Source organism: Streptosporangium sp. G12 (assembly GCF_052983175.1).
Window position 1 is genome coordinate 153,931 of sequence record NZ_JBRIQO010000008.1, and the last position, 22,647, is coordinate 176,577.

12 protein-coding genes are annotated in these 22,647 nt (G+C 71.9%); 8 read left to right on the top strand and 4 right to left on the bottom strand.

What is annotated here, in order from left to right; genetic code table 11:
• The first annotated feature begins 19 nt into the window (after positions 1 to 19).
• From ACVCAG_RS14550 to ACVCAG_RS14580, 7 genes are all read left to right on the top strand, one after another.
• Complete coding sequence (locus tag ACVCAG_RS14550; RefSeq protein WP_440083612.1) at positions 20 to 4,195, top strand: amino acid adenylation domain-containing protein; 4,176 nt, start codon at positions 20 to 22, stop codon at positions 4,193 to 4,195.
• 28 nt (positions 4,196 to 4,223) lie between these two features.
• Positions 4,224 to 7,607: an amino acid adenylation domain-containing protein gene (locus ACVCAG_RS14555; protein WP_440083613.1), complete on the top strand. Its 3,384-nt coding sequence runs from the start codon at positions 4,224 to 4,226 to the stop codon at positions 7,605 to 7,607.
• Positions 7,608 to 7,612: 5 nt separating this feature from the next.
• The gene (locus ACVCAG_RS14560; protein WP_440083614.1) at positions 7,613 to 9,145 is read left to right on the top strand and encodes a GMC family oxidoreductase N-terminal domain-containing protein; all 1,533 of its coding nucleotides are present in this window, start codon (positions 7,613 to 7,615) and stop codon (positions 9,143 to 9,145) included.
• Positions 9,142 to 9,924, top strand: coding sequence for a thioesterase II family protein (locus ACVCAG_RS14565; protein ID WP_447189938.1), 783 nt, complete (start codon positions 9,142 to 9,144; stop codon positions 9,922 to 9,924). Before ACVCAG_RS14560 ends, ACVCAG_RS14565 begins: the two co-directional genes overlap by 4 nt.
• Positions 9,925 to 9,929: 5 nt before the next feature.
• Positions 9,930 to 13,940: an amino acid adenylation domain-containing protein gene (locus ACVCAG_RS14570; protein WP_440083729.1), complete on the top strand. Its 4,011-nt coding sequence runs from the start codon at positions 9,930 to 9,932 to the stop codon at positions 13,938 to 13,940.
• Positions 13,941 to 14,175: 235 nt separating this feature from the next.
• On the top strand, positions 14,176 to 15,549 hold the full coding sequence (locus ACVCAG_RS14575; protein ID WP_440083616.1) for an FAD-binding protein: 1,374 nt from the start codon (positions 14,176 to 14,178) through the stop codon (positions 15,547 to 15,549).
• Positions 15,550 to 15,983: 434 nt separating this feature from the next.
• Entirely contained in the window at positions 15,984 to 16,118 is a 135-nt protein-coding gene (locus ACVCAG_RS14580) for a hypothetical protein (protein WP_440083617.1), read from the top strand.
• A gap of 78 nt (positions 16,119 to 16,196) precedes the next feature.
• Here ACVCAG_RS14580 and ACVCAG_RS14585 read toward each other — a convergent pair whose 3' ends face one another.
• From ACVCAG_RS14585 to ACVCAG_RS14600, 4 genes are all read right to left on the bottom strand, one after another.
• Positions 16,197 to 17,354: an MFS transporter gene (locus ACVCAG_RS14585; RefSeq protein WP_440083618.1), complete on the bottom strand. Its 1,158-nt coding sequence runs from the start codon at positions 17,352 to 17,354 to the stop codon at positions 16,197 to 16,199.
• 16 nt (positions 17,355 to 17,370) lie between these two features.
• The gene (locus tag ACVCAG_RS14590; protein WP_440083619.1) at positions 17,371 to 18,546 is read right to left on the bottom strand and encodes a macrolide family glycosyltransferase; all 1,176 of its coding nucleotides are present in this window, start codon (positions 18,544 to 18,546) and stop codon (positions 17,371 to 17,373) included.
• 82 nt (positions 18,547 to 18,628) lie between these two features.
• Entirely contained in the window at positions 18,629 to 19,417 is a 789-nt protein-coding gene (locus ACVCAG_RS14595; protein ID WP_440083620.1) for a methyltransferase domain-containing protein, read from the bottom strand.
• A 40-nt stretch (positions 19,418 to 19,457) separates the two neighbouring features.
• Positions 19,458 to 20,639 (bottom strand): FAD-dependent monooxygenase, encoded by a 1,182-nt coding sequence (locus tag ACVCAG_RS14600; RefSeq protein ID WP_440083621.1) that lies wholly within the window; start codon positions 20,637 to 20,639, stop codon positions 19,458 to 19,460.
• Positions 20,640 to 20,963: 324 nt separating this feature from the next.
• Here ACVCAG_RS14600 and ACVCAG_RS14605 point away from each other — a divergent pair, with 324 nt between their 5' ends.
• A complete protein-coding gene (locus tag ACVCAG_RS14605) occupies positions 20,964 to 22,628 on the top strand; it encodes a thiopeptide-type bacteriocin biosynthesis protein (RefSeq protein ID WP_440083622.1) in 1,665 nt (554 codons plus the stop codon).
• The last annotated feature ends 19 nt before the right edge of the window (positions 22,629 to 22,647 follow it).

Below are 22,647 nucleotides of genomic sequence, written 5' to 3' on the forward strand. Positions count from 1 at the left end.
TGCACAAGGAGGCACCGCTGTGAGTGAACGCGGCTCTGCCGTCATCCCACCCCTGGTGACCGAGCTGGCCCAGGCCGGGATCAGATTGAAGCTCGCCGGTGCGGACCGGCTGGAGGTCTCCGCGCCGCGCGGCCGGCTGTCCCGCGAGCTGCTCGGCCGTATCGAGCGGCACAAGCCGGAGCTGATCGAATGGCTGTCCGGCGTGCCGTTCGCGCGGCCGCCGGAGGGGGAACCGCCGGTGGTCGTGCCGGACGAGGAGAACCTCTACGAGCCGTTTCCCCCCTCGGACCTGCAGATGTCCTTCCTCATCGGCAGCCGGGAGGGCGTGGAGCACTACGTGCGCCCGCACTCCTACATGGAATACGAGGTCGGCGGGCTGGAGCCCGGGCGGCTGCAGGCGGCGCTGGACGAGGAGCTGGACCACCAGCGCAAGAACATCGTCGTGGTGCGGGAGGACCTGCGGCTCCAGACCGTGCGCGACCCGGCACCGGTGCGGATCCCGGTGCACGACCTGCGTGGGCGGCCCGAATCCGAGCAGCGCGCGCACATCGAACGGATCCGCGCCGAGCTGGAGCGCAAGGAGCCGCCGATCGACCGCTGGCCGTGGTTCGACATGCGGCTCACCCTGCTCGGCGAGAACCGCGGGCTGCTGCACTACAACAACAACAATCTGTTCAGCGACGCACCCGGGACGCTGCGGTTCCTCCAGACGATCCTGCACCGCTACCACCATCCGGACGAGCCGCGCCCCCCGCTCGACATCGCCTACCGGGACTGCGTGCTGGCCCTGGCAGAGCTGGAGAACTCGCCCCTGGGCCAGAGGTCGAAGAAGTACTGGCTGGACCGCGTCGCGGACTGGCCGGGAGCGCCGGCGGTCCCGCAGGCGGCCGGAGCCGATCCGCGGCGCCGGTCCCGGCTCCGCCGCCGCGAACTCCTGTTCCCCGCGGAGGTGTGGAAGGAGTTCAAAGCACGGTTCGAGGCCAGACGGCTGACCGCGACGAACACTCTCACGGCCGTCCACGCGGAGGTGCTCTCCTACTGGAGCGGATCGCGGCATTTCCTGATCAACAATATGATCACCCACCGGCTCCCGCTGCATCCGCGGATGCACGAGCTGGTCGGGAACTTCGCGTCGCTGTATCCGCTGGAGGTGGACTGGCGTCACGACGAGCCGTTCCACGCGCGGGCCCGGCGGCTGCAGTCGCAGGTGCTAGACGACGTGCAGCATGTGTACTGGAGCGGCGTGAAGGTCCTGCAGGCGCTGAACCGGGCGCAGGGGACGCCCGGGCGGGCCGCCTGCCCGTTCGCGCTGGGCAGCGCGCTGTTCGTCGGGAAGAGCGACCGCCCCGCCTACAGCGTTCTCGAGACGCCCCAGACGTCGCTGGACTGCGAGTTCTGGGAGCTCCCCGATGGCAGGCTGTGGGTGGTGTGGGACGTCATCGAGGAGATGTTCCCCGACGGGCTCGTCGACGCGATGCAGGAGGGTTACCGCTCGATCGTCATGGCGCTCGCGCACGACGACGCGGCCTGGGAGACGAAGGCGTTCTCCCCGCTGTCCCCGGACGAGCGCGCTCTGCGGCTGGAGCTGAACCGCTTCCGCGGCGGCGTACCGACCGACCTGCTGCACGAGAGCCTGGCTCGTCTCGCGGCCGAGCGTCCGGACGACATCGCGGTGGTCACCGAGGACACCGTGCTCGACTACCGGGAGCTGCGCCGCCGCGCCGCCGGCGTCGCCGGCTCCCTGATCGGGGCCGGGGTCCGGCCGGGGTCGTTGGTGGCCGTGGTGTCGCCCAAGGAGTGGGAGCAGGTCGCGGCGGTGTTCGGGATCCTGACGGCCGGCGCGGCGTACGTGCCGGTGGATCCGTCCTGGCCCGAGGACCGCATCCGCTACGTCCTGGCCGACACGAAGGCCCGTGCCGTGCTCACGACCGAGGAGCTGCGCCCGGCTCTCGCGGGCCTGACCGACCTGCCCGTGCTGTCCGTGGGCGCGGACATCGCCGATCGCGCGCCCGCCGACCCGGTGCTGGTGACCCGTGACCCGACGGATCTCGCCTACGTCATCTACACCTCCGGCTCGACAGGCCGGCCCAAGGGCGCGGTGCTGGACCACTGCGGCCCGCTCAACACCATCAGGGACGTCAACCGGCGGTTCGGGATCGGCCGCGACGACGTGCTGTTCGGCATCTCGTCCCTGTGCTTCGACCTGTCGGTCTACGACGTCTTCGGGGCTGTCGAAGCGGGCGCGCGTCTGGTGCTGCCGCCACCGGGGCAGGTCGACCCGGGGTCATGGCTCGGCCTGGTCCGCGAGCGGGGCGTCACCGTGTGGAACAGCGTACCGGCGATCATGCAGCTGTTCGTGGAGGAGGCCGAAGCGACCGGCGCGACGTTCCCCGCGCTGCGTACGGTCCTGCTGAGCGGCGACTGGATCCCCGTCGGCCTGCCGGACCGCATCCGGCGGATCGCGCCGCGGGCCCGTGTCGTCAGTCTGGGCGGCGCGACCGAGGCGTCGATCTGGTCGATCTGCTTCCCGATCGACGAGGTGGATCCCGGCCGGCCGAGCATCCCGTACGGCAAGCCGCTGTCCAACCAGACCTGGTACGTGCTCGACGGATGTGGCCGGGACGCTCCGACCTGGGTGCCCGGTGACCTCTACATCGGCGGCCTCGGCGTCGCCCGCGGCTATCTGAACGACCCGGTCAGAACCGGCGCGGCGTTCGTCATCCATCCGCGCACCGGCGAGCGGCTGTACCGCACGGGAGACCGGGGCCGTTTCCTTCCCAGCGGCGACATCGAGTTCCTCGGCCGCTCCGACTTCCAGGTGAAGGTCCAGGGCTTCCGCGTCGAACCCGGGGAGATCGAGCACACGCTGGCCGAGCACGCGTCGGTCGGACAGGCCGTCGTCGTGGCTCACCGGTCCGGCTCGGGCAGCCGCCTCGCCGCGTTCGTGACGGGCGTGGACGGGATGGCCGCACCGGACGCCGCCGTTCTGCGGGACGCGCTCGCCGAGCGCCTGCCCGCGTACATGGTGCCCGGTCAGATCACCGTGCTGGACCGCCTGCCGCTGACCGGCAACGGGAAGCTCGACCGGGCCGCGCTGCAGGTGCTGGAGCCCGCGGCGGACGCCGAGCGGCGCGCATACGCCGCCCCGGGCACGCCGACGGAGAAGGCCCTCGTGGAGATCTGGGAGTCGATCCTGGACACCGCGCCGATCGGCGTCCACGACGACTTCTTCGAACTCGGCGGGCAGTCGTACACGGCGCTGCGGGTCATCGGGCAGATCACCCGCAAACTGGGGCATCGGGCGCCGCTGGGCGCGCTCATCGAACGCCGGACGATCGCCGCGCTGGCCCGGTACCTGGACGACCGCGCCGGCGCCTGGTCGCCGCTCGTACGGCTGCGGCGGGCGCCGGAGGAGGAGAATCCGTGGTTCTTCGTCCATCCGGCCGGTGGGAACGTGCTGTGCTACCAGTCGCTCGCCGCCTCCTCCGCCCGGCCCTTCCACGCCTTCCAGGCCCCCGGACCGTCCACGGGGCAGGACCCGCTCGCCACGGTGGAGGAGCTGGCCGGACTGTACGTGCGGGCGCTGACGGAGGCGCGGCCGTACGGCCCGTACCTCATCGGGGGCTGGTCCTCCGGCGCGGTCGTCGCCGCGGAGATCGCCCACCGGCTGGAGCAGGGCGGCGAGAAGGTCGGCCGACTGGTGGTGATCGACGCTCCCGCCCCGGTCGCGACACGGTCCGTCGACGATCCGCACCTGCTGCTGTGGTTCCTGGAGGACCTGAATGTCGGGTTCGACCCCACCCCGGAGCGGCTGTCGGAGCTCACCGCGCTGACCGGCGACGACCGCATGAACCGCGCCCTCGCGTGGCTGCGGGAGGGGAACGCCCCCGGAACCGGCCTGGACCCGGCGGACATCGCCGCGACCTTCGCCGTGTTCCAGGGCGTCGTTCGCGCCTGCAACGCCTACCGATGCCCCGGCGTCTCCGCCGACGTCAGCGTCCTGCGGGCGCGGGACGGCCGGGTCGGCGAGTTCGCCGATCACCCGTACGCGCACGCTCCCGATTGGGGCTGGTCGTCGCTCACCTCCGGTGCGGTGGACGTCACGACGCTCCCCGGCACCCACCACACGCTGCTCACCGGCCCGTCGTCGGCCGCCGTCGCCGACGTGATCAACGGCGTCCGGCCGGCCGGGTGAAACCGCGACTCCCAGGAGGCGATCCACGATGGCGCAGGAACTGCTCGTCGAACTGAGCCGGCGCGGCATCAAGCTCCGGCTGGCCGCCGATGACCGCCTGGACGTCCTGGCCCCGGCGGGCTCACTGACCCCCGAGCTGCGCGACGACCTGAGGCGGCGGCGCGATGAACTGATCACCATCCTGAGAGGGGTGGAGGCGGGCGACGAATCCTCCGCGATCGCTCCGCGGCCGGATCAGCGGCACGAGCCGTTCCCGCTGACCGACATCCAGCACGCCTACTGGGTCGGGCGCAGCCCGGCGCTGGATCTCGGCGGGGTGTCCACGCACGTCTACTTCGAGCTCGAACGCGACGGGCTGGACCTGGAGCGCGCACAGGAGAGCCTGCGCTCGGTGATCGACCGCCACGACATGCTGCGGGCCGTGATCGGAGCGGACGGCACGCAGCGGGTCCTGCCGCGGGTGCCGCCCTACGTCATCGCGACGGCGGACCTGCGGGGGCTGCCGCCGGAAGAGCGGGACGAGCGGCTCGACGCGACGAGGCGGGGGATGGACCACCAGGTGCTCCCCGCCGACCGATGGCCGCTCTTCGACATCCGCGCATCACGGATCGGCGGTGACCGCACCCGTCTGCACGTCAGTCTCGACACGCTCATCCTCGACGGCTACAGCATGTATCTCCTGTTCCAGGACTGGCGCCGGTTCTACGAGGAACCCGGCTGGAACCCGGAACCGCTGGCGGTCGGCTACCGCGATCACGTGCTGGGCGAGGAGGCCGCGCAGGAGGGCCCGCGGTACAAGAGGGCACGCGAGTACTGGATGAGCCGGCTCGCCGAGCTCCCCGCCGCACCGGCACTGCCGCTGGCCACGCAGCCGTCCCGGCTGACCCGCACCCGTTTCTCCCATCGTGGCGCGCGGATGAGCGGCGACGGCTGGCGGGCGATCAAGCGGCTGGCTCGGCGGCACGCCCTCACGCCGTCCGCCGTGCTGATGACCGCGTACGCCGACGTGCTCCGCCACTGGTCCGACCAGCCGGACTTCACCCTCGACCTCACGCTGTTCAACCGGCCGCAGACGCACCCGCAGCTCGGCCGGCTCATCGGCGACTTCACCTCGGTGACGCTGCTCGCCGTCACGGCGCCGGAGGGGGAGGAGTCGTTCGCCGGCCGTGCCAGGCTCCTGCAGAGCCGGCTCCTGCGGGACCTGGAGCACCCGTCGTTCAGCGGTGTCCGGGTGATGCGCGAGCGCACCCGGCTGACCGGCGGCGGCCCGGGCGCGAGCATGCCGGTGGTGTTCACCAGCGCGCTGGTCCTCGGCTCGGAGGACGACGACCCGTCGGACGGCCTTCACTTCTTCGGCGAGCACGTGTACGGGATCACGCAGACGCCGCAGGTCTGGCTCGACCATCAGGTGAGCGAGGAGCGGGGCGAGCTGGTCTACAACTGGGACGCGGTCGAGGAACTGTTCCCCGCCGGTCTGCTGGACGACATGTTCCACGCATACCAAGAGCTGATCGAGCGGCTCAGCCGGGACGAGGAGGCATGGGAGCGCAGCGGTCCGGCGATCGCGCTGCCCGCCGGACAGGCCCGGGAGCGGGACGAGGCCAACGCCACCGCCGCCGGCGTCCCCGCACGCACGCTGTGCGACCTGGTCGAGGAGCAGGCACGGCGACGGCCGTACGCCACCGCCGTGATCGCCGATTCCGGGGCCGTGACCTACGGCGAGGTCATGGCGGACGCCTACCGCCTCGCGCACCGGCTCCGCGCGCTCGGCACGGAGCCCGGCACGCTCGTGGGCGTCGTCCTGCACAAGGGCGCGGAGCAGGTCGCCGCAGTGCTCGGCGTGACCCGGTCCGGCGCGGCGTACCTGCCGATCGATCCGCAGTGGCCGCGGGCCAGGCGCGACCAGCTCATCGAGCGGGGACGGGTCCGCGTGGTGGTGACCTCGCCCCAGCTGCGCGACGAGCTCACCTGGCCCGGGGGCGTCACCGTCGTGACCTCCGCCGACCCGCGGACCCGTGCCTGCGCCCCGGAGCCGCCGGACGTCGCCCCCGCCCCGGAGGACCTCGCATATGTGATCTTCACGTCCGGTTCGACGGGGACGCCGAAGGGCGTGATGATCGACCACCGCGGCGCGGTCAACACCGTGCTCGACATCAACCGCCGGTTCGCGGTCGGCCCGGACGACCGCGTCCTGGCGCTGTCCTCGTTGAGCTTCGACCTGTCGGTGTACGACATCTTCGGCATGCTGGCGGCCGGAGGCGCCGTCGTCATGCCGTCCCCGATCGACCTGCACGATCCGAAACGCTGGTCCACGCTCATCGAGCGGCATCGGGTGACGGTCTGGAACTCGGTGCCCGCCCTGGCGCAGGCGTGGGTGGACGCCCCCGCGTCCGCGGCCGAGCGGACACCGCGGGTGGTGCTGCTCAGCGGCGACTGGATCCCCGTGTCGCTGCCCGGCCTGATCCGCTCCCGGCACCCCGCCGCCCGGGTCATCAGCCTCGGCGGCGCGACCGAGGCGTCCATCTGGTCGGTGTGGTATCCGATCGGCGAGGTGCCCCCGGAGTGGACCCGGATCCCGTACGGCAAACCGCTGACCAATCAGACGCTCCACGTGTACGGCCCGGGCTTCGTGCGGCGTCCCACGTGGGCGGCCGGCGAGATCTGGATCGGCGGGATCGGTGTGGCGAAGGGCTACTGGGCGGATCCGGAGAGGACGGCCGAGCGCTTCGTGACGCACCCGGAGACCGGGGAGCGGCTGTACCGCACCGGTGACCGCGGACGTTACCTGCCCGGCGGCGACATCGATTTCCTGGGCCGGGAGGACCACCAGGTCAAGGTCAACGGATACCGCATCGAGCTCGGCGAGATCGAGGCGGCGCTGCGCGGCCGGGACGCGGTCGAGGAGGCCCTGGTGACGGTCGCGGACAATCCGCTCACCGGCGGCCGGCAACTCGTCGCCTGTGTGGTGGCGTCACCCGGCGCAGCGGAGGACGACCTGTCCCCCGCGGTGCTCCGCGAGGCGCTCGAAGGGCTCCTGCCCGCGTACATGGTGCCGCGTCACTACCTGCGGATCGACGCCGTTCCGCTGAGCGCCAACGGGAAGGTCGATCGCGCCGCGCTGCCACTGCCCTGGAGCGACGCGGCTCCCGAGGAGGCGCCGACGGCGCCCCGCGACGACCTGGAGCACCGGCTGCTGAAGATGTGGAGCGACGCCCTGGGCCGGGACGACTTCGGCGTCGACGACAACTTCTTCGAGCTCGGCGGCGACTCCCTGCACGCCGTCCGCATCCTCACCCGGATTCGTAAGGATCTCGGCATCGAGCAGGAGGCCGAGGATGACCTGGAGATGCTGTTCGACCACCCCACGATCGCGGAACTGGCCACGAAGCTGCACGAGCGGATGAGATGTTGACCACGATGACGCGGGCCGTATCGAGCGGATGGGACGACGTGATCGTCGGCGCCGGTTCGGCCGGCGCCGTACTCGCGGCGCGGCTCTCGGAGTGCCCGGACCGCCGGGTGCTGCTGCTGGAGGCCGGTGTGGACCGGACCGACCCGGACCGCGCCGCGGACATACCGCTGATGGATGGCTACAACTGGGACTATTCCGCCTACATCGCCGACCCGGTCGACGGGAGCCGGGAGTACCCCTACCGGGTGGGGCGGCTCGTCGGCGGATCGTCCGCGGTGAACGGCGCGCTCGCGGTACGCGGCCTGCCCGGGGACTTCGACGCCTGGGCGGCGGCGGGCAACCCCGCATGGGCGTGGAAACACGTCCTGCCCTTCTTCGCCGCGTTGGAGACCGACGCCGACTTCGGCGGCGAGCCCGGCCACGGCTCCGGCGGACCGCTGCCCGTCCGGCGTGACCGGGAGCTGGCGCCGCTCGCCGCCGGGTTCCTCCGCGCCTGTGCCGCGCTCGGCCTGCCGGAGGTCGGCGACCTGAACGGGGTGGACGCCCCGGCCGGGGCCGGCCGCATCCCCCGCAACGTGGCGGACGGCCGGCGGATGTCGACGACGGAGGCGTATCTGGCGCCCGCGCGCGCCCGGCCCAACCTGGCGGTGTGGGCCGGATGCCAGGTCGTGCGCGTCATTGTGGAGGGCGGGCGCGCCCGGGGCGTGGAGGTCGTCCGGGACGGCGGGATCGTCACGGTCAGCGGCGGCCGGGTGACCCTGTCCGCCGGCGCGGTGAACACACCGGCGATCCTCCAGCGTTCGGGCGTCGGCCCTGCGGACCGGCTGTCCGCACTGGGTGTCCGGCCGGTCCTCGACCTGCCGGGCGTCGGCCGTAATCTCGTCGACCATCCGTTCGTCGCGCTGTGGGCGGTGCCGAAGGACGGTGTGTGCCGTGCGGGCGACCCGCTGCACCAGGTGCTGGCACGGCTGGCCGGCCCCGGACGCGCCCCGGACCTCAGCGTGACGCTGCTGAACAACGTCACCGGCCTCGCCGTTCCCGCGATCGGTGCGATGCTGCGTGGGCGGGTCGGGGTGTCGCTCTCCGCGGCGCTGCTCAGCCCGGAGTCGCGCGGCTTCGTCGCCCTCCGTGACGCGGATCCCGGAACGCCGCCGGTGATCGCGCTGAGGCTCGCCTCGGCCGGCCGTGACATCGAGCGGCTGATGACCGGCATGCGGGCCGTCTGGTCCCTGATCCGCGACGACGAGATCGCCTCGCTCCTCCAGCGCGTTTTTCTGTGGACCGACCGGATGGTCGACGACGACGTGATGCTGCGCTCGTCCGTCGCCCGTTTCGTCTGCCCCTCATGGCACCCGGCGGGAACCGCCCGGATGGGGCCCGCGGACGACCGCCTCGCCGTGGTCGACGAACGTCTGCGCGTTCACGGCATCCAGGGCCTGCAGGTGGTGGACGCCTCCGTGATGCCCACGATCCCGAGCGCCCCGACCAACCTCAGCTGCATGATGCTCGCGGAAAGGGCTGCCGATTGGATGGGATGACTGCCACGGGAACCCGGGCCGGCGCGCCGAAGTCCTGGGGCGTGACCTGGCGACCCGTGCCGGACGCGACGATGCGGATCTTCTGCCTGCCGCACACCGGGGCCGGCGCCGCCGCCTATCGCGCCTGGGCGGCGTACCTGCCGCCGGAGATCGAGCTGGTCGCGGTCCGGCTGCCGGGCCGCGAGACGCGTTTCCGCGAGCGGCCCTTCACCCGGATCGGCGACCTGGTTCCCGCGCTCCTCGACGGCCTGTGCCCGTTCCTCGACCGGCCGCATGCCTGGTTCGGCCACAGCATGGGCGCCCTGGTGGCCTACGAGATGTGCCGGGCTCTTCGCGACCGGGGGATGCCCCCGCCGGAACGGCTGTTCGTGTCCGGCCGTCGCGCCCCGCACCTGCCTGATCGCGACCGGCCCGTGCACGACGCGCCCGTGGCCGACATGGTGGCGCGGCTGGAGGAACTGAACGGGACACCGCGCGAGGTGCTCGACGACCGGGCCACGCTGACCACCTTCCTGCCGATGCTGCGGGCGGACTTCGCGGTGGCGGAGACGTACCGCTGGCGACCCGCCGGGCCGCTCCAGTGCCCGATCTCGGTCTTCGGCGGGACCCGCGACCCCATGGCCACGATGGCCGAACTGCGTGCCTGGGACCGGCACAGCGCCGGCGGCTGCACCGTGCGGATGTTCGACGGCGACCACTTCTTCCTGCACGAGTCCCGCGGGCCGGTCACGGCCGCCATCACCGACGACTTGTGGACCGGCTCAGGGAGGCCACATTGACCGAAGTGACCGAGGTGCCCCGGGCGGCCTCGTCTGCCCGGGACGCCGGAACGGACCCGGCGGACGGCGGCGCGCCGTTCCCGCTGACAGACCTGCAGGCCGGCTATCTGGTCGGCGCGAGCCGACTCATCGAGCTCGGCGGGTTCCGGCCGAACCTGTATACCGAACTGGACGTCGTCGGTTTCGACCCCGCCCGTGCCGAGCACGCGATCAACCTGCTCATCCGGCGGCACGAGCACCTGCGGACCTTGGTGCTGGCCGACGGACGGCAGCAGGTGATCGGGGAGGAGCGCGTCACGCCGGTCCGGATCCCCGTCGTCGACGTGTCCGGCCTCTCCCCCGCGGACCAGGAACAGGCGATCCTCGCGACCCGGGAACGCATGCTCGACGAGGGCCCGGATCCGACCGGCTGGCCGCTGCTCGACATCGTGGTCCACCGGGTCCGGCCGCACCGGCACCGCGTCCACTTCGCGATGAGCCTCCTGCTGCTCGACTCCGCGAGCACGCTCACGCTGCAGCGGGAACTGCTGCTGCTCTACCGGGATCCCGGTGCGGAGCTGCCTCCCGTGCGCCGCACCTTCCGCGAATGCGTGCTGGCGCGCATGGCCCGGGAGGACTCCGACGCCTATCGGGAGCAGTGGCGTTACTGGGAGGATCGCCTCGACTCGCTGCCCGGTCCCCCGCAGCCTCCGCTGGCGCGCCGGCCCGCCGGAGTGTCCCCCGTGCGTCTCACCCGCCGCGCGTGCGTGCTGACCGCCGACCAGTGGAATCGGCTGCGCGCGAACTTCCGCAGGCGCCGCGTCCTGCCGACCACCGGGCTGCTGCACGTCTTCGCGGAGACGCTCGGCGCGTGGTCGGCCACGCCCCGTTTCTCCCTCAATGTCCTCCACCAGAACTGGGCGCTCCAGGATCCCGACGTGGAGGGGGTGGTGGGGCAGTTCAGCGCGACACTGCCGCTGGAGGTGGACCTGACCGCCGACGAGGACTTCTGGGCGCGGGCGCGCACCCTGCAGAGCCGGCTCTGGACGGACCTGAAGAACGCCGAAGTGACCGGTGTGCGGATCACCCGGGAGCTGGCCGCCCGCCGCGGCTGGACCTCGGGCGCGGCGATGCCGTACGTCTTCAACAGCATGCTGGCCTCGGGAGAGCACGCCCCCCGCGCCACGAGGCCGGCCTGCCGCAGAATCACCACCGGTCTACGCACTCCCCAGGTGCTCATCGACAACCAGGTCCTCGACGACGTCGACGGCGGCGTCGCGTGCGTGTGGGACGTCGTCGACGACGTCTACCCGCCCGGCCTGCCGGACATCATGTTCGACGCGTACCGGACCATGCTGGGGACGCTCTCCGGCCCGGACGGCCACGAGACCGCACCGGACCCCGTGCCGGCGGGGCATCGCGCGCTCGTCGCGTCCCTCAACGTGCCGCGGACGCCGCCCGGCGGCCGTCTTGAGGACGGTTTCCTGCGGAACGCGCGCGCACACCCCGACGCCGTCGCGGTGATCACCTCCGAGCGCCAGCTGACATACGGCCGGGTCGACGACGCCTCTCGCGCCGTCGCCGCCTGGCTGGGCGAGCAGGGCATCGGGCCGGGCGACGTCGTTCCCGTCGTCATGGCCAAGGGGTGGGAGCAGATCGTCGCGGTGCTCGGCGTGCTGCGGGCGGGCGCCGCCTACTGCCCGGTCGACGCGGGACTGCCCGCAGAACGGATCCGGCATCTGATCCGGGAGTGCTCGGCCCGGGCCGTGCTCGGTCAGTCACACCGGCCGCTCGCCGAACCACCCGGCGTACCGGTCCTGCACGTCGACACGTTGCACGCCGGCGCGCCGTCCGAGGGCGCCGGGCATCCGGTCGTCGTGCGGGCGGGAGGCGAGGACCCGGCGTACGTCATCCACACGTCCGGATCGACGGGGCGGCCGAAGGGTGTGGTGATCGAGCACCGGGCCGCGCTCAACACGATCCATGAGGTCAACCGGCTCATCGGGCTCGGGCCCGCGGACCGGGTCTTCGGCATCTCGTCGCTGAGCTTCGACCTGTCGGTCTGGGACGTGTTCGGGGCGCTCACCGTGGGCGCGGCGGTGATCCTGCCGGAGGCGACGCCGCGCCCCGACCCGATGGGCTGGGCGGCGACCGCACGGGCCTGCGGCGCGACCGTGTGGAACTCGGTTCCCGCGCTCGCCGAGATGCTCGCCGAAGTCGTGGAGGAACGCGCCGGCCTGGGCCGGCCTCCCGTCCGCGCGTTCCTGCTGAGCGGCGACTGGGTGCCGACGTCGCTGCCGGACCGCCTGCGCCGGCTCTGGCCGCGGACGCGCGTGGTGGCGATGGGCGGTGCGACGGAGGCGTCCATCTGGTCGAACGTGTACGAGATCGGCCGGGTCGACCCGTCCTGGCGCAGCATCCCGTACGGCACGCCGCTGCGCGGACAGACCATGGAGATCCTCGACCACCGGCTCGATGTGCGTGCGCCCTGGGCCGTCGGCCGGATCTACATCGGCGGCGCCGGCCTCGCCCGCGGCTACGCGGGTGACGAGCAACGTACCGCCGAGCGGTTCGTACGGCATCCCCGCACCGGAGAGCGTCTCTACTGGACCGGTGACCTCGGCCGCTACCTCCCCGGCGGAATCATCGAGTTCCTCGGCCGGGAGGACCGCCAGCTCAAGATCCACGGTTTCCGGGTGGAGCCCGGCGAGATCGAGTCGGCGATCCGCGAGCATCCCGGCGTGCGCGAGTGCGCGGTCAGCGCCGTGTCCGGAGCAGGCGGCCGGCCGCGGCTCGTGGCGTTCGCGGTGCCGCACGCGGGCCGCGCCCCGGACGCCGCCGCGATCACCGCCCGTCTGCGCGACCGGCTGCCCTCGTACATGGTCCCGGGGCAGATCCACGTGCTGAACCGGCTGCCGCTGACGTCCAACGGGAAGGTCGACGTCTCCCGCGCGCTCACGATGGTGGCGACGCCGCCACGAACCGGGCGGACCACGGACGCGCCGGACGACACGCTGACTCGCCGGCTGACCGAACTCTGGGAGGAGATCTTGCAGGCCCCCGGAGCCGGGCCCGACGGCGACTTCTTCGCCCTGGGCGGCAACTCGCTGCTCGCGCTCCGCCTGATCAACCGGATCCGCGCGGAGGTGGGCGGCGACCCGCAGTTCGGACTGATCTTCGAAGCCCCGACGGCACGGGCGCTCGCCATCCGGATCCGGGACGGCGGAGCGGGGGGGTGCGCCGTCACCCTGGCGGCCGGCACGGGCACCGAGCTCTTCCTGTTCCACCCGGTCGGCGGTTCCGTCCGCGCTTACCACGCTCTCGCACAAGCGTGGCCCGGACCTGTCCGCGCGTTTCAGAGCCGCGCTCTCGTCCATGGGCAGGCCGCCGTTCCCGAACCCGGCCTCCCGGCGATGGCCGCGGCCTACTGCGACGAACTGCGACGGCTCGCCCCGCGGGGGCCGTACGTCCTCGGGGGCTGGTCGATGGGCGGCGTGCTGGCCTACGAGGTCGCACGCCGCCTGGCCGAGACGGGGGAGCGGACGGACGTCTTCATGATCGACAGTACGGCCGACGGCGATCGGTCGCCGGACACCGACGTGGCCCGGCATCGCGAGTTCCTGCGTGACCTGGCAGGCGGGCGGCTGCCCGGCGCGGTGACAGCCGTTCTCCGGGACGCCGATCCGGCCGGGCTGACGAGAGCGGCGCGCGACGCCGCGGTCGAGCACGGGCTCCTGCCGGTCGAGATCGACGTACCGGCATTCGAACGCCTGATGCGGACGCACACCCACAATCTGACGATCCTCGCCGCGCACCGGCCGGACACCTCGGACCGGCGCACGCTGCTGTTCGTCGCGGGGGACGTGGACCGGCCGGACCCCGCCGTCGCCTGGCGTGCGGTGTGCGCGGGCATCGAGGTGGAGGTCCTGCCCGCGGATCACTACTCGATCGTCGCCGACGACCGGATCCCCGGCATCGTCGGCCGCGTCACCGCCTGGCTGGCGGAGCCGGCGGCCGGACGGACGGCAGCGGAGTGAGCCGCGTCCGGACTCCCGTTCCGGCGGAGGGGCGCCCGCCGCTCCGCGGCGCGTGCCGGGCATCGTCCCCGGCCGCCTCCGCTCCCGGAGGGAACCACTCGTACTCCCGGCGATGTAGCCGCCCCAGGACTACTCCGCAGCGGGCACCCGCAAGACCCATCCCAGGTACGACGACGGCGGATGGCAGATGAGCGAAGATCGAACAGGACCACGTCCACACGAGGAGAAGAGCGCGATGACGCAGCAAGGGGTTCCGGCGCAGGAACTGCGCGGAACGTTCTCCGGCGAGATCCACGTGCCGGGAGACCCCAGGTACGACGAACAACGGATGCCCTGGAACCGCAGGATCGACCCACACCCGGCCGTCGTCGCCGAGGCCACCGGGCCGAAGGACGTGCTGGCGGCGGTGCGTGTGGCGCGCGAGCACTCCCTGCCCTTCGCCGTCCAGGCCACGGGCCACGGCAACCTCGCCCTCGCCCACGCCGACGGAGGCCTGCTCCTCCGCACCCCGGGGATGGCGGCGGTCGAGGTGGACCCCGGGCGCCGCACCGCCCGGGTCGGCACCGGCGCCCTCTGGTCGGACGTCGTCGCCGCCGCGGCGCCATTGGGCCTGGCGCCGCTGTCGGGCACTCCGTCCGTCGGCGTGACCGGATACACCCTGGGCGGCGGCATCGGCTGGCTCTCCCGCAAGTACGGCCTGGCCTGCGACAGCCTGGTGCGCGCGGAGATCGTGACAGCCGACGGCGAGTTGCGGACCGTCGACGCCGAGCAGCATCCCGATCTGTTCTGGGCGCTGCGCGGCGGCAGCGGCAACTTCGGGGTCGCGACCTCCCTGGAGTTCCGGCTCTACCCCGTCGGCCAGGTGTACGCGGGCATGTCCCTCCACTCGCTGGACCGGGCCCGTGAGACCCTCGCGCTCTACCGCGAGTGGTCGCGCGAGGAACCGGACGAGATGAACACCGGCGTCACCCTGATGAGCCTGCCGGACGCGCCGATGATCCCGGAGCCGATGCGCGGCAAGCAGTTCCTGTCCCTTCGCGCGTTCCACCTGGGCACGGCCGAGGACGCCGAGCGCCACTTCCGGCCGCTGCTGGACGCCGCGGGGCCCGCGGTGATGGGTCAGTACGGGATGATGGACTTCACGTCGGCGGGTCTGGCGATCGCCGGTCCCCCGCCGCCGCCCGTCCTGGCCCGCCAGCAGATCGAGCTCTGCCGCGAGCTGCCCGACGGTCTCATCGACGTGCTGCTGGAGGCGATGGAACCCGGTTCGCCGCTGACGGCGATCGAGATCCGGCACTGGGGCGGCGCCATCGAGCACGCGGGGCCCGACGCCGGGCCGGCCGGCCACCGCGACGTCCCGTTCTCCGTCATCGCGACGGCGATGTACCCCCAGCGGGAGATGGACGCGGTCGTCGCCCCCTACCTCGAAGGCCTGCTGGGGCGGATCCGGCCCTTCTCCACCGGTGGTTCCTTCCTGAACTTCCTCGGGAACCCGGCCAAGGCCGAAACCGCCTTCACCCCGGAGAACTACGCGCGCCTCCGCGAGATCAAGCGCTCGTGGGACCCGGACAACTTCTTCCACGTCAACCACAACATCCCGCCGCTGTGACCAGGTGGAGCGCCGCTCTCCGAGCGGCGCTGTAAGGCGTTCGACGGCCTCCGGCCGGCGGCGCGGCCCCCGGGAGGGTACGCGCCGCCGGCCGGAGGCCTCTGTCGTCAGGGCGGCCCCTCAACAGCACTCTGGGAGATGACGGTCGGAAATGAACGGCGCAGGATGAAAGAAATTGTCACGGGTGATTTTTCGAAAACACCTCGAGGTCACCGCCGAACGTAACCGGTCATGGAAGCCAGCCGATCGTGCGGTCATGGCCGGGAGAGGAGCGACGTCATGGGCGAACCAAGACTCCTGTCCGGCCGCGTGCGACCGGCCCCCGACACGAGTGCCGCGAAATGAACCCCGGAGGAAAAGGCCGCGCGAAACGGCGCCTATTCCAGGTCGGCATAGGAGTCCTCCTGGCATTCGGCGTGGCCATCCATTTGTGGGTGAGCAAGCAGTTCGGCATGTGGATGGTCGTCATCGTCGTCGCACTGCTGATTCTGCACATTCCGGTGGCGATGTACGTGCGTCGCTCACTTCGCCGGCGCCGTGCCGCCGCCGCGACGCACATGACGAGGTAGCCCCGGCGACGGTGATCTCCACAAGGGTCAGGGCGGGCCGGTGACCGGCCCGCCCTGCCCGTGTCTCAGGGACCGTTCTCAGCTCCTGTCGTGGCCGCCGACGACGGCCAGGACCGGCAGGGCCAGCAGCACGGACGCGCCCGCCACGGCGAAGGCCGTGACCCCGCCACCGTAATAGAGGGGGAGCCAGACGACAGGCGCGAGCGCCGCCCCGGCGAATCGGAACGCCGACACCGCCGAGAGCACACCGCCCCGGTTGCCCGGCACCGCCCGCACGGTGAGGTTCTGCAGCGCGATGGTGAGCATGGAGGACGCGGCACCCGCCGCCGTCCAGCACAGGGCCAGCGTCCAGGCCGTGCCGGTGACGCCGACCAGCGCCACGAACACGGCCGTCGCCACCGCGGCCACCACCCCGCACATCCTGGCGCCGAAGCGCTGGTTGAGGCTGCCCCAGGCGGGCCCGAGCAGCAGACCGGCCACGCCGAACCCCAGCAGCGCCACTCCCGTGAGGCCGGGCCCGACGTGCAGGCTGTCGTTCAGATAGAGCGCGACCATGAACGGCAGTGCGGCCGCGCCGAGATAGGACACGAACCCGCCGACGGCCAGCAGTCCGACGTCACGGCGCAGCAGGGACCGCCAGGAGGGAGCCGCGGTCCCGGGCCGCGGCTCACCCGGCGGTGGCGAGAGACTGAGCAGGACGGCCACGGCCGCGACGATGACGAACGCGAACCGCCAGGACCCGGAGGCCGCCATACCGCCGACGAACGGCGCGACGGACTGCCCGGCGGCCACCCAGCTGGAGATCACCCCGACCGACCGGCTCAGGCGTTCGCGCGGCACGAGATCGGCGAGGCCGGCCACGAGGAGCGGGCCGGTGAAGGCATTCGCGGCGCCCATGACGGCGCGGGCCAGGAGGAATATCCCGAGGGACGGCGCGAAGGCGCAGATCAGCGAGCCGAGCGCGTAAACGAGATAAGCGGCGCGTACTGTGCGGCGGCGGCCCCAGCGTTCCCCCAGCGTGCCGGAGATCAGCTGGATGACGGCGAACGGCACGAAGTACGAAGTGATCGACGTGGCGACCGCACCGGCCGAGACCTGCAGGGACTCGCCGACCTGCGGGAGCATGGGCGCGAGGACACCGCCGCCGAGCGGCCCCAGAAGCGCGCCGACATACGCCGACGGCACGGCGACGCGCGAACCGGGCGTCCGCCGTCCCGCCTCACGGGCCCTCACCACGGAGATCCACCCCCGGTCATGCCTTGCGCTCCTCCAGGTAGGCGAGGATCTCGTCGGCGGCGCGGACCTTGCCGCCGGATTCCCGGACGTGCCGCTGCAGGTCGAGCACCTTGTCACGCGCGCTGTCGTCGGCGGTCAGGTCCAGCACGGCGGCCCTGACGTTGTCCGCGGTCTCCTCGCCCCTGGCGATGACACGGCCGACGCCGAAGCCGGCCAACTGCGCGGCGAGCCCGTCGGCGGCCGCGATCTGTGGCATCACCACCAAGGGCACGCCGGCGTACAGCGCGTGCATGACGGTACCGGTCCCGCCGGTGCAGACCATGACGGCGGCGTGCCGCAGCACGGCCTGCAGGGGGATCCACTCGTGGATCTCGACGTTCGGGGGGAGCGGGCCGATCTCGGCGGGGTCGACTCCCGGCCCGGTCGTGATGACGACGTGCCAGGGCAGGCCGGTGAACGCGTCGATGCAGGCACGGAAGATGTCCGGCTGCTCGTTGAAGCTGGTGCCGAGAGAGATCAGCGCGACGGGAGCGCCGCTGCCCGGAGGCCGCCAGTCCCCGTCGAGTTCGCGCCGCCGGAAGCACGGGCCGACGAAGACGAACCTGTCGTCGGTCGCCGCGTCGACGTACCCGAACCGGCTCGGATAGAAGACGAGCTTGAGCGCGTCGGGGTCGCCGCGCAACTGGTGGAAGGCCACCTCGGGGTCGATGTCGTTCATGTCGGCGAGCTCGCGCAGCTCCGCCTTCAGCTCGGCGTACTTCGCCTCGCCGATCGCCTCCGGGGTGACGTGGGAGCTGACGCAGCCGACCGGGTAGACCCGGACGGCGGGCCGCTTCCACCGGGCCGCCAGCGCCTCTCCGACGAAGCGGACGAAGCCGTCGTAGACCACGACGTCGGGGAGATCGTCCCGGAGGCGGGCGTCGAACATCCGCGTGACCGCGAGACCCTCCTGCGCTCCGCCGAGAAGGACGCGGGCCAGCCAGTTGTCGACGCCCGGCGGGAAATCGCGCTGCACGTCGATCGTCGACTCGTATGTCAGCACGGTGGCGCCCGTCGAGGCGACCTCCTCGGCGTACTTCTCGGTCGCCGGGTAGGTGACCCGGTGCCCCCGGCGGACCAGTTCCTCCACCACCGCCAGCGTCGGCATCAGGTGTCCGGCCGCGGGGATGTTGAAGAAGGCCAGGTGTGCCATCGGTGCTCTCCTCGTCTTTCGCTCGCGCCGCGTTCGCCGCCGGCCCCGCGTCACGGTACGACGACCGGGGCCCGCCTCGGCCTTACTCCGGCCTGCGGCCGCGGATGGAGAGGAACTGGTGGCTGCGGATGACCACCGAGGGGTCGCCCATGATGTCGTTCAGGAAGACGTCGACGTCCTCCGCGGGGACGCCTATCTCCACGATCGCGTCACGCTTCTGCGCGATGTTGTTGTGCAGGAGCTTGCAGCCGTACTCGCCGCCGGTCCACGACTCGGCGAGCCAACGCGTCCGCACCGAGGTCAGCCCGGCCTCGAGCATGGTCTCGTGCACCCGCTCGCCCCAGTAACCGTCGATGCCCTTGGCCTCCATCATGTCGTAGAAGCCCGTCACGACACGCGTGAAGATCTCGCCCTTGGCCGGGTCGGGCATGACCAGCGCGCGGGCCGGGGTGCGGATGAACTCGCCGAGCAGGAGCCAGCCGCCCGGCCGGAGAGCCTCGGCGAACCGGTGCACGACCTCCCGGCGGTTCGGCAGGTGATGGGTGAGCAGGCGGGCGTGGATGAGGTCCAACCCCCCTTCTCCCGGAAGGGGCTCGTCCCTGCTCATGTCCCGGGTGTGGATGTCCACGTTGGGGAGCGAGGGCACCATGTGCACGTCCTGGTCGACGGCCGTGACCCAGCCCTGCGGGCCCACCCGCTCGGCCAGCATCCGGGTCACCGACCCGCCGCCGGCGCCGAGGTCCATGCAGCGCCACCCCTTGCCCACCGCGATCTCGTCCAGCTCGGCGCTCGTGAAGGGATCCAGGAACGTCTCCAGCGGATTCAACTGCGCGGGGACGTTGTGGAAGACGTAGTCAGCGGTGTTCGTCATCGGGCTCCTCGAATGACTCGTCGGGTCGGTGTGCCGCCTGTCACGGCTGGTAGCTGAACAGCTCGTTGTCCCGGTAGACCTCGTCGCGGCGGTTCGCCACCTTGATGGCGAGGTCCCGCGCCTTGGCGATGACCGGATTGTGGGTGTGGCCGAGCTTGGCGATCAGCCGGGAATGCCGGACGATTTTGTTGGCCCGCTGTCCGCGGGCCCGCTCGTACGCGCGCAGGGCGGCAGGCAACGGCTTGCCCGAGGCCAGCAGGTCCGCGAGCCGGGCGGCGTCCTCCAGCGCCATGTTGGCCCCCTGGCCGAGGACGGGGCCGATCGGGTGCGCGGCGTCGCCGAGGAGCGCGACCCGGCCCGAGTACCAGCGTTTGAGCGGGTCGCAGTCATGGACGTCGGTCACGACCATGTCACTCAGATCGCAGGACTCCACCGTCTCCGGCAGGGGGGCGGCCCAGCCGCCCCACAGATCCAGCAGGTCGGCCTTCGCCTCGGCGACCGATTTCGCGGGCCAGCTGTCCTCCGGCCCGTTGACGGTGGCCGTCCAGAAGAGCCGTCCCTCGTCGCATGCCTCCGCGAAGAAATGCCCGCCGGGACCCACGAAGACGAACCCGTCGCCGTACTTGGACGGCCGCGGCGAGATGCCGCGTATGGAGGTGAATCCCAGGTAGCGGGGCCGGGCCGCGCCGGACACGGTCCCTCGCACCGTGGAGCGAAGGCCGTCGGCGCCGACGACGACGTCTCCCGTCACCGAACCGCCGTTCACGAGCCGCAGGATCGCGCGGTCGCCCGACGTCTCGGCGGACGCGACGGCGGAGTCGTGGTGGACCGCGACGGTGTTCGGACCGGGGCTCGCCGCCGCCTCGGCGAGCAGGCGGTGCAGTTCGGCGCGCAGGATCCCGACGAGCGGGACGTCCCATCGGCTGGAGAACGCCTGGACATCGCGGCTCTTCAGCAGCTTCCCGTCGGACGCCATGATGCGCATGACGTCCTTGTGCCGGTCGCTCGTCCACCCGGCCCGCCGTACCTCGGCGCCGAGGTTCGCACTGATGTGGTCGAGGGACTTGACCCCGTTGGGGGTCAGCTCGATGCCGGATCCGCGGTTGCCGTAGCCCTTGGCCCGTTCGAAGACATCGCTGTCGACACCGCGCTCACGCAGCGCCACGGCGAGCGCCAGCCCGCCGATCCCGCCGCCCGCGATCAACACCTTGATCGGCTTCATGCCGGCCTCCTGAGAAGATGCGGACGTTGCCCATGGGTCGGCGCGGGGGAGGCCATGCCGTGGTTCGAAACCGGAATCACGCGCCCGCTCCTGTCCGCATCATCAATGATGCGGCGAGTGGCGCGTCACTGTCTTCTCCCAGGTTGCTTCACGTTCTTCCGGAATTTCGCCGGCGCGACTCCGGCCTGCGCTTCGGCGAGGCTCAGCCGCGATTTCCCGAATTGCACTCCCTGAAATTCTCGGTCATTTACTTGTAAACCCTGAATTCGCTGCCTAGCATCGCGGTCACATGTGCAGGTCCGCGAGAAACCGAACGGGTGCCGGATGACGACTACCACCAATATCGAGAATGTCGGCGCGCACATGGCGGAAGAGTGGCGGTCGCTGCGCGTGTCCGTCCCGCCGGACGGGATCGAACGGCTGCTGACCACCGTGGTGGACACCTGGGCGACCGGGGCGAGCGCGGCCGGCGAGATCGACGGCTGGTACTTCGAGCGTCCCGGCGAGGACGGCACGGACCTGCGGCTTCATCTGCGGGACGCCGCCGGGCACGCGATGGACGAGCTGCGCGCGCGTGCCGAGACGTTCGCCAACGGATTCCCCGGCGCGGTCGTCGAGGAATGCGATCGCGAACTGGACGCCTCCCGGTTCGGGGGCGACGACGGCGTGGCCGCCTGCATGGCGCACTTCGCGGCCTCCAGCGCCCTCGCCGTCGAGACCTTCCGCGAGACCACCTCCCGGGCGACGAGGCTGCTCGCGGCCGGGGGCTTCCTCCTCGCCTCCGCCCGGGCGATGGGAGCGGACTGGCGCGCCGCCGTCGGCTGGCTGCGCGGGTACGCCCGCGGACGGGCGCCGGCCACCGAGGCGGCGCGAGCGCGCGACACCGCCGAGACGGCCTACTTCCGCGACGAGGCCACCTGGCAACACCACCATGACCGGGTCCGCGCCGAGATCTCCTCACCCGGCACCACCGCCGGTTTCTGGCACCTCCGGCAGTGCGGCATCTGGTCGGAACTGCGGCGGTTGCGCCAGATGGGCCGCCTGGATGCCTCTCCCGAGGCGGTCTTCCACGAACTGGCCCACGCGACGAACAACCGGCTCGGCCTGTGCCCGGAGGAGGAGGTCCAGGTGGCGTGGCTGTGGTCGATGGCGCTGGTCGCGCCGGGCCCGCGCCTGCCCTTCTTCGCCGACACAGTGGAGTCCGTCGACCGGCAACTGCACGAGCAGAGCAAGTACTTCCCCGCGCGGCTGCCGGTCCAGGTCCCGGACATTACGGCGAAGGTCTCCACCGGCCGGCAGGACATGGGTACACCGGAAGAGGTGGTCCGGCTACCGGAGCCGTCTGCGCCGGACGGCCCCGCACGCGGGTTCGAGGAGGTGCTGCTCGCCCGCCGGAGCGCGTACGGACGCTACCGGGGCCCGCTCACGGTCGCCGAGTTGAGCACGTTGCTGTACTTCTCGGCCGCGGAGACCGCCGACAAGACCCTGCCCGGCGCGGAGTCCTCCTACCGGGTGCGGCCCTATCCGAGCGGCGGCACCCGCTACCCGCTGCGCCTGCTGGCGTACTGTCACGACGTCGAGGGCCTGCCGCGCGGCACCTACCTGTACGACCCGGCGGAGCACGCCTTGGGACGGTTGAGCGACCGTGACATCTCCGCCGATCTGATGCGGATGGCGCCGGCCACCGATCCGCGGATCCCCACCCCGCCGAAGGCCGGCGGGAACATCGACGCCGGGGAATGCCCGCTATGGATCATGATGGTCGCCGACCTGACCTACCAGCGCCTGCACTACGGGCTGCGCTCCTACCGGCTCGTGATGCAGGAGAGCGGCCACCTCGGGCAGAACCTGTCGCTCGTCGCCACCTGGCTCGGCAAGGGGTGCGTCGGTCTCGGCGGCTTCTATGACGACACGGTCAACCAGGTGCTCGGCCTCGACGGCGTCGCCTCCTCGGTGGTGTACGTCTACGTCTTCGGAACGATCGAGTAGGCGGGAGGGCGACCGGCGA

Bases quoted from the DNA above. Each gene is read 5' to 3' on its own strand.
- ACVCAG_RS14555 (WP_440083613.1), top strand. From the start codon at position 4,224: ATGGCGCAGGAACTGCTCGTCGAACTGAGCCGGCGCGGCATCAAGCTC.
- ACVCAG_RS14605 (WP_440083622.1), top strand. From the start codon at position 20,964: ATGACGACTACCACCAATATCGAGAATGTCGGCGCGCACATGGCGGAA.
- ACVCAG_RS14600 (WP_440083621.1), bottom strand. From the start codon at position 20,639: ATGAAGCCGATCAAGGTGTTGATCGCGGGCGGCGGGATCGGCGGGCTG.
- ACVCAG_RS14590 (WP_440083619.1), bottom strand. From the start codon at position 18,546: ATGGCACACCTGGCCTTCTTCAACATCCCCGCGGCCGGACACCTGATG.
- ACVCAG_RS14575 (WP_440083616.1), top strand. From the start codon at position 14,176: ATGACGCAGCAAGGGGTTCCGGCGCAGGAACTGCGCGGAACGTTCTCC.
- ACVCAG_RS14565 (WP_447189938.1), top strand. From the start codon at position 9,142: ATGACTGCCACGGGAACCCGGGCCGGCGCGCCGAAGTCCTGGGGCGTG.
- ACVCAG_RS14595 (WP_440083620.1), bottom strand. From the start codon at position 19,417: ATGACGAACACCGCTGACTACGTCTTCCACAACGTCCCCGCGCAGTTG.
- ACVCAG_RS14560 (WP_440083614.1), top strand. From the start codon at position 7,613: ATGACGCGGGCCGTATCGAGCGGATGGGACGACGTGATCGTCGGCGCC.